At 69.5% G+C, this 8,756-nt stretch carries 2 protein-coding genes; both read left to right on the top strand.

Features of this window, described 5'->3' with window-relative positions; translation table 11 throughout:
- The first annotated feature begins 23 nt into the window (after positions 1-23).
- The gene (locus ACFO0C_RS46895) at positions 24-7,967 is read left to right on the top strand and encodes an SDR family NAD(P)-dependent oxidoreductase (protein ID WP_378073379.1); all 7,944 of its coding nucleotides are present in this window, start codon (positions 24-26) and stop codon (positions 7,965-7,967) included.
- A partial coding sequence (locus tag ACFO0C_RS46890; RefSeq protein ID WP_378073378.1) for a beta-ketoacyl synthase N-terminal-like domain-containing protein occupies positions 7,964-8,756 on the top strand: 793 nt, incomplete at its 3' end. The genes ACFO0C_RS46895 and ACFO0C_RS46890, both read left to right, overlap by 4 nt.

Here is an 8,756-nt window from a genome sequence, read left to right as displayed (position 1 = left end):
TTTTCGCTGACGCCGTGGCCGCGATGGATGCCGGTGTCTTGTTGGAGATCGGGTCGGATGCGGCGTTGACGCCGATGGCCGACGGGGCGATCGCGTTGCAACGACGGGACCGCGATGAGGTCACCGAACTACTGACCGGGCTGGGCCAGGCATTCGTCCGAGGCCTGAAAGTCGACTGGAGCGCCTTCTACCCCAACGCCCACCGGGTAGACCTTCCGACCTACGCCTTCCAGCGCGACCGCTACTGGCTCGACACCCTCGACTACTGGTCCAACGCCTGGTCCGGCGCCGAACGCGACGGAGCCGTGACCGCCGGTCTCCGGCCCGTACGCCATCCGTTGCTGGGCGCCGTACTGAGCACCCCCGACTCAGGCGCGGTAGTCCTGACCGGCCGCCTGTCCGTGCAGAGCCAGCCGTGGCTGGCCGACCACCGCGTCAACGACACGATCCTCGTACCCGGAACCGGCCTGCTGGAGATGGTGATCCGGGCCGGCGACGAGGTCGGCTGCGGCGCGGTGGACGAGTTGATGCTCCAGGTCCCGCTGACCCTGCCGGAGCGTGGCGGCGTCCAGGTGCAGGTGGTGGTCGGCGCCGCCGAGGCGGACGGCCGCCGCCCGGTCACCGTGCACTCGCGTGGCGAGGACGCCGACGACTGGACACGAAACGCCGAGGGCATCCTGACCGCCGCGGTGAGCAGCGAGAACATCGATCTGACCACCTGGCCCCCGCCCGGCGCCGACGCGGTCGACGTGACCGGCGTCTACCAGGACCTGGCGTCGGTCGGCCTCGACTACGGCCCGGCGTTCCAGGGCCTGACCGCGGCATGGCGCCGCGACACCGAGACGTTCGCCGAGGTGACGCTGCCGGAGCCGGCGGACGGCGCACCGTTCGGTCTGCACCCGGCAGCGCTCGACGCGGCACTGCACGCGTTGTCGTTGAGCGTTTCCGCGGGTGAAAGTGCACGAGTGCCGTTCGCCTGGTCCCAGGTGGTGCTGCTCCGCAGCGGCGCCGACAGGTTGCGGGTGCTTCTCCGACCCCATCCTTCCGGTACGGGAGTGGCGATCCGGATCGCCGACGGCAACGGCACCCCGATCGCGTCCGTAGGAAGCCTCTCCCTCCGCGAACCGGCCACCGCGGCACCGGAATCCCACTCGATGTACCGCCTGGATTGGCTGCCCACCCCTCTCCCCGCGGTCACCACCGACCCTCGCGAGATCGAGATCTGGCACAGCCCACCCGGCACCGACCCGGCGGAGACACGCACCGCGGTGCACGCGGCTCTGACCGAACTACAGACGTTCCCCACCCGCCCCGGCAACGAGAACCGGGTCCTGGCCGTGGTGACATCCGTCGACCCGGCCGGTGCCGCCGTCGCGGGCCTGGTCAGGTCAGCCCAGTCCGAGAACCCTGGCCGTTTCCTGGTCCTCGAAGCGGAGACCGCGGACCCCGACATGTCCGCTCTGGCCGCGGCCGCTCTGGCCGCCGACGAGTCGCAGGTCCGGGTCCGCGGTGGCGAGACGCTGGTGCCCCGGCTGGTCCGGGCCGACGCGGACCCGGCAGCGGAGAATCCTTCCTGGGGCGACGGACCGGTACTGATCACCGGCGGAACCGGCGCCCTCGGGCGTGTGCTGGCCCGCCACCTCGTGACCAGCGGCGGCGTTCGGGACCTCGTCCTGGCCTCCCGCCGCGGCCCGGCGTCGGACGGCGTCGACTCGCTGATCAGCGAGTTGACCGATCTGGGCGCTCGGGTGCGGGTGCCGGCCTGCGACACCGCCGACCGGGAAGCGATCCTCGACCTGGTCCAGGCGGTACGACCGACCGCGATCATCCACGTCGCCGGTGTCCTCGACGACGCCGTGCTGTCCTCCCTGACCCCGGACCGGATCGACGCCGTGCTCCGGGCCAAGGTCGACGCGGTCTGGAATCTCCATCACGCGACCGCCGACCTGCCACTGACCGACTTCCTGCTGTTCTCGTCCGCGGCCGGTGTGCTCGGTTCCCCCGGCCAGGGTTCATACGCGGCCGCCAACTCCTACCTGGACGCCTTCGCCCAGTGGCGCCGGGATCAGGGCCTCCCGGCCCAGTCGTTGGCCTGGGGTCTGTGGGCCGACGGCATGGCCGGCACCCTGACCGAGAACGACATCCAGCGGATGAGCCGCAGCGGAGTGACCGCACTGCCCGTCGACGAGGCACTGAGCCTCTTCGACCGGGCCCGCCGCCTCGGCGCCCCCACGCTCGTCCCGGTTCACCTGGAACTACGCACCTGGCGGGCGGCACCCCAGGTACCCGATCTCCTGCGTTCCCTCGTCCCGGCACGCACCCGGCGGGCCACCGTCACCAGCGCCGCCACCGACGACGGCCTGCGACAGCGTCTGGCCCGGTTGACCGAGACGGATCGGCGAAGCCACCTGCTCGACCTGGTCCGCGCGACGGCAGCCGCCGTACTCGGGCACGCCGGCCCGGAATCCGTCGAACCCGACCGCTCCTTCAACGAACTGGGCTTCGACTCGCTGAGTGCGGTGGAGTTCCGTAACGGCCTGGGCACCGCGACGGGTCTGCGGCTGCCCGCGACTCTGGTCTTCGACTATCCGTCTCCGGTCGTACTCGCCGATTTCCTGCTCGGCGAGATTCTGGGGCACACCGACGACGACACGGCGACGGCCCCGGCCGCCCCGGCCGATACGGATCCGATCGTCATCGTGGGGATGGGCTGCCGTTATCCGGGTGGGGTCGCGTCGCCGGAGGACCTGTGGCGCCTGGTCGCCGACGGCGTCGACGCGGTCTCGGACTTCCCTGCCGACAGAGGCTGGGACATCACCGAGTTGTACGACCCGTCGCGCACCCGCCCCGGTACCAGTTACGTCCGTGAGGGCGGTTTCCTGCACAACGCAGCCGACTTCGATGCGGCCTTCTTCGGCATCTCACCGAACGAGGCGCTGACGATGGATCCGCAGCAGCGTCTGTTGTTGGAAGCGTCGTGGGAGGCGATCGAACGGGCCGGCATCGACCCGACAACGTTGAAGGGTTCATCAACGGGCGTCTTCGCCGGAATGATGTACCACGACTACATCGACAACACGAACACCGGATCCGTGGCCTCGGGCCGTTTGTCGTACGTCCTAGGTCTTGAAGGCCCGTCGGTGACGGTCGACACGGCGTGTTCGTCATCGCTGGTGGCCCTGCACCTGGCCGCACAGGCCCTGCGCTCAGGCGAATGCTCCCTCGCGCTTGCCGGTGGTGTGGCGGTGATGGCGACGCCCGAGGCGTTCATCGAGTTCTCCCGTCAGGGTGGTCTGGCCGGTGACGGTAGGTGTAAGTCCTTTGCCGCGTCTTCGGATGGGACGGGTTGGTCCGAGGGTGTTGGTGTGTTGGTGGTCGAGCGTCTTTCGGATGCGGTTCGTCTGGGTCATCCGGTGTGGGCTGTGGTTCGGGGTACGGCGGTGAATCAGGACGGTGCGAGTAATGGTTTGACGGCGCCGAATGGTCCGTCGCAGCGCAGGGTGATCGGTCAGGCGTTGGCGGCGGCGCGGGTTTCGGCTGATCAGGTGGATGCGGTTGAGGCTCATGGCACGGGTACGACGCTCGGTGACCCGATCGAGGCGCAGGCGTTGCTGGCGACCTACGGCCAGGGCCGTTCTGGTGAGCCGTTGTGGCTCGGCTCTCTGAAGTCGAACATCGGTCACTCACAAGCGGCGGCGGGTGTCGGCGGGATCATCAAGATGGTCATGGCGATGCGTCATGGTGTGCTGCCGAAGACGCTGCACGTGGACGCTCCGTCACCACACGTCGATTGGGCTTCCGGCGATGTCCAGTTGTTGACCGAGTCGCGGGAGTGGCCGGTCACGGATCATCCGCGTCGGGCGGGGGTCTCGTCGTTCGGGATCAGTGGCACGAACGCCCACGTCATCCTCGAACAGCCCGCTCCCGCCCCCGGGCCCGCCGGTTCCGGCATCGTGCTACCCGTCGGGTCTGGCGCCGGATCGACTGTCGGGTCGGCCGCCGAGGCCGCGCCGGCGATCATTCCGTGGGTGCTGCACGCCAAGTCGCCGGCAGCGCTGGCCGGTCAGGCCCGCATGCTCATGGAACGAATGGACTCCTGGACCGACGCCGAGTTCGCCGCGGTGGGCCGGGCCCTGGTGACGTCGCGGTCGGTCTTCGGAACCCGTGCCGTGGTCGTGGCCGCGGACCGATCCGGCTTCACCGCGGGACTGCGCGCGGTGGTCGAATCCGAACCCAAGGAGAACGTCGGCGGCCGCGTCGGCTGGTTGTTCTCCGGTCAGGGTGTGCAGCGTCTCGGGATGGGTCGTGGTCTCTACGAGGCGTTCCCGGTGTTCGCTGCCGCGTTTGACGAGGTCGCCTCTCTGGTCCCGGGTGACCCGAAGGGCATCTGGTGGGGTGCGGACCGTGCGACTTTGGATTCGACCGACAACGCGCAGATCGGCATTTTCGCTTTCCAGGTCGCTTTGGTCGCACTACTTAAGTCGTGGGGGATTAAGCCGGAAGTCTTGGCTGGTCATTCGGTTGGCGAGTTCGCCGTCGCCCATGTCGCGGGGATGATCTCGCTGCCTGATGCGGTGCGTCTGGTGGTGGCGCGCGGCAAGTTGATGGCCGCGTTGCCTGCTGGTGGGGCGATGGCGGCGGTGCAGGCGACCCCGGCTGAGGTCGAGCCGTTCGGTATTGCGATCGCTGCGGTGAACGGTCCGGATTCGGTGGTGATCTCCGGCAGTGCTGAAGACGTCGACCGGGTGGTTGAGGCGTTGGGTCGCCGTAATACTCGGCTGCGGGTGTCGCATGCGTTCCATTCGCCGTTGATGGATCCGATGCTGGCCGCTTTCGAGCAGGAACTTTCGACGGTCACCTTCAGTCCGGCGCAGATTCCGATCGTCTCGACGGTGACGGGTAAAGCTGCGACTCCGGACGACCTGGCGACTGTCGACTACTGGCTGAGGCACACCCGCGGGACAGTGCTTTTCGCTGACGCCGTGGCCGCGATGGACGCCGGTGTCTTGTTGGAGATCGGGTCGGATGCGGCGTTGACGCCGATGGCCGACGGGGCGATCGCGTTGCAACGACGTGACCGCGACGAGGCCACCGAGCTGCTGAATGGGCTCGGCCAGGCATACGCGCGGGGCATGCCGGTCGACTGGGTCAGGTACTTCAGCGTCGACGCCAGCCAGAGCGGCCTGCCCACGCACGCTGTCCAGGGCGGCTCGCCAGGGCGCGCTGTCCAGGAGGGCTCGCCGGGGCGCACTGTCCAAGGTGGCTCGTCCGGGCGTGCTGTCCAGGCCGGCCAGCCCGCGAGTACCTTCACGGTCGACCTGCCCACCTACGCCTTCCAGCGTGAACGCTACTGGCGGGATGCGGTGACCGGTGCCGGTGATCTCCGGTCGGCCGGCCTGCAGACCGCCGACCACCCGCTGTTCGGCGCGATCGTGCAACTTCCGGACGGCAACGGAGTGATCGCGACCGGCCGGTTGTCGATCCAGGCGGAGCCGTGGCTGGCTGATCATCGGGTCGGTGACACGCTTCTGGTGCCGGGAACCGGCCTGCTGGAGATGGCGATCCGCGCCGGCGACGAGGTCGGTTGCGGCATCGTCGACGAACTGATGCTCCAGGCGCCGCTGGTACTGCCCGAGCAGGGCGGCGTGCAGATCCAGGTGGTGGTCGGCCCGGCCCACGACGACGGACGCCGCCCGGTGGGTGTGCATTCGCGCCCCGACCAGGACGCCGACTGGATCCGGCACGCCACCGGAACTCTGTCGCCGGCCGCATCGGCACCGGACTTCGACCTGACCGCGTGGCCGCCGCCCGCCGCCGAACCGCTCGACGTGACCACCGTCTACGACGGCCTGGCCGACGCCGGCCTGGATTACGGCCCGGCATTCCAGGGCCTGACCGCGGCCTGGCGGCACAATTCCGAGGTGTACGCCGAAGTGGCGCCACCGGAGCCCGGCCGGCTCACCGGCACCGGGTTCGGCCTGCACCCGGCCCTCCTCGACGCCGCACTGCACGCCCTGGCCTTCGGTGACGGTGCCGGAGACCGGGCACGGGTGCCGTTCGCCTGGTCCGGAGTGGTGCTGCACCGGACCGGCGTGGAGACCCTCCGGGTGCGCCTGACCCAGAATCCCGGCGGCGAGGTCACCCTTCGGATCGCGGACTCCACGGGTCTCCCGGTGGCGTCGATCGCCGGTCTCTCCCTCCGCGAACCGGCGGCCGGGCAGACCGCCGCTTCCCAGTCGCTGCTCCGCCTCGACTGGGTGCCGTCCGAACTGCCGCGTTCGTCGGCCGGTGGGCGGGAGATTGCCGGTGGGCGGGAGATCGAGATCTGGCACAGCCCGGCCGGCACGGATCCGGCCGAGACGCGCGCCGCGGTGCATGCGGCTCTCGCTGAGCTCCAGGGATTCCTGGGGCGGACCGACGCCGAGGACCGGGTGCTGGCCGTGGTGACGTCCGGGGACCTCGCCGGGTCCGCGGTCGGCGGCCTGGTCCGGGTGGCGCAGTCGGAGAACGCCGGCCGGTTCGTGCTGATCGACGCCGAGCCTGGCATCGACATCGCGGCGGTGGCCGTGGCCGCACTGGAGGCCGATGAGTCACAGGTCCGGGTGCGTGACGGCGAGGTCCTGGTGCCGCGCCTGGTGCGGGCCGGCGTCGAGCCTGCGGTCGAGCCCCCGGGATGGGGTGCGGGTCCGGTTCTGATCACTGGTGGTACGGGCGCGCTGGGTGTGGCGGTCGCGAGGCATCTGGTGGCGGCGCACGACGTGCGAGATGTGGTGCTTGTTTCTCGTCGTGGGTCTTTGCCGGATGGTCTGGATGCCCGGGTGCGGGCGGTGGCGTGTGATGTCGCCGATCGGGAGGCGACGTTGGCGCTGGTGGAGGCGGTGCGGCCGTCGGCGGTGGTGCATCTTGCGGGTGTTCTCGACGACGGGGTGCTGTCGTCGCTGACCCCGGAGCGGGTCGACGGGGTGTTGCGTCCGAAGGTCGATGCGGTGTGGAACCTGCATGAGGCGGCTGGTGACCTGACGGCGTTCGTGGTGTTCTCCTCGGCGGCGGGCGTGTTCGGCACCGCGGGCCAGGGGGCCTATGCGGCGGCCAACTCCTATCTGGACGCGTTCGTCCAGTGGCGTCGTGATCAGGGGTTGCCGGGGCAGTCGCTGGCGTGGGGTCTGTGGGCTGATGGGATGGCCGGGACGCTCAGTGATGCTGATGTGCAGCGGATGAGCCGCAGCGGGGTGACCGCGATGCCGGTCGACGAGGCGCTCGCCCTGTTCGACCTGGCCCATGGTTCCGGTGAGGTGGCGCTCACGCCGATCCGCCTCAACCTTCAGGCGTGGCGGTCGGCACCCCAGGTGCCGGACATCCTGCGGACGCTGGTTCCGGCGCGCAGCCGGCGTGCGACGGGGACTACGACCAACGGCGACGGGGTCCTACGACAGAAGCTCACCCACCTCGAACCCGAGGAACAGCTCGCTCTCGTGCTCAACCTGGTCCGTGTCGAGGCCGCCGCCGTTCTCGGCCACCCCGGTCCCGAAGCGGTGCAGGCCGGGCTGGCCTTCAGCGACCTGGGCTTCGACTCGCTGAGCGCTGTCGAGTTCCGCAACGCGCTGAACACCGCGACCGGCCTGCGCCTGCCCGCGACCTTGGTCTTCGACCATCCGAACGCCGCAGCGCTCGCCGCTCAACTGCTCGCCGACATCGCCCCACCGGCCGGCGAAGCCGACGCCCAGGCGAAGGAGGAGGACCGGATCCGGCAGGTGCTGCAGAGCATTCCGCTCAGCCGGCTGCGGGACGCCGGACTCCTGGGCACGCTGCTCGGACTCGGTGGCGCGGCCGACGACGACCCGACCGAACCGGACCACGACGAACCGGTGTCGATCGACACCATGGACACCGACGACCTCATCAGCATGGCGCTCGGCGGCCTCAACCAGGAGAACTCGACGCAGTGGGAGACGGGGGAGTGGTCATGAGCGCGTCAGAGGAGAAGCTTGTCCAGGCGCTTCGGCAGTCGCTGAAGGAGACCGAATGGCTTCGGACCCAGAACCGGAAACTCACGGCGAGCATCAACGAGCCGATCGCGATCGTGGGGATGGGCTGCCGTTATCCGGGCGGGGTCGCGTCGCCGGAGGATCTGTGGCGCCTGGTCGCCGACGGCGTCGACGCGGTCTCCGAATTTCCCGCCGATCGTGGCTGGAATGTCGAGGAGCTGTTCGATCCGACACGCACCCGTCCGGACACCAGCTATGTGCGGGAAGGCGGTTTCCTGCACGAAGCCGCGGACTTCGACGCCGGGTTCTTCGGGATCTCGCCGAACGAGGCGCTGACGATGGATCCGCAGCAGCGTCTGTTGTTGGAGGCGTCGTGGGAGGCGATCGAGCGGGCCGGCATCGATCCGACGTCGTTGAAGGGTTCGTCGACCGGTGTGTTCGCCGGAATGATGTACCACGACTACGTCTACAACGCGAGCACCGGATCGGTGGCGTCGGGCCGTTTGTCGTACGTCCTTGGTCTTGAAGGCCCGTCGGTGACGGTGGATACCGCGTGTTCGTCGTCGCTGGTGGCGTTGCATCTGGCGGTGCAGGCGTTGCGGTCGGGGGAGTGCTCGCTGGCGCTTGCTGGTGGTGTGGCGGTGATGGCGACGCCTGAGGCGTTCGTCGAGTTCTCCCGTCAGGGTGGTCTGGCCGGTGACGGTAGGTGTAAGTCTTTCGCCGCGGCGTCCGACGGGACGGGTTGGTCCGAGGGTGTTGGTGTGTTGGTGG

Origin of the sequence: Actinoplanes subglobosus (genome assembly GCF_042650585.1) — a bacterium.
GTDB lineage: Bacteria > Actinomycetota > Actinomycetes > Mycobacteriales > Micromonosporaceae > Actinoplanes > Actinoplanes subglobosus.
This window is presented reverse-complemented; position numbering and strand designations above follow the sequence as displayed.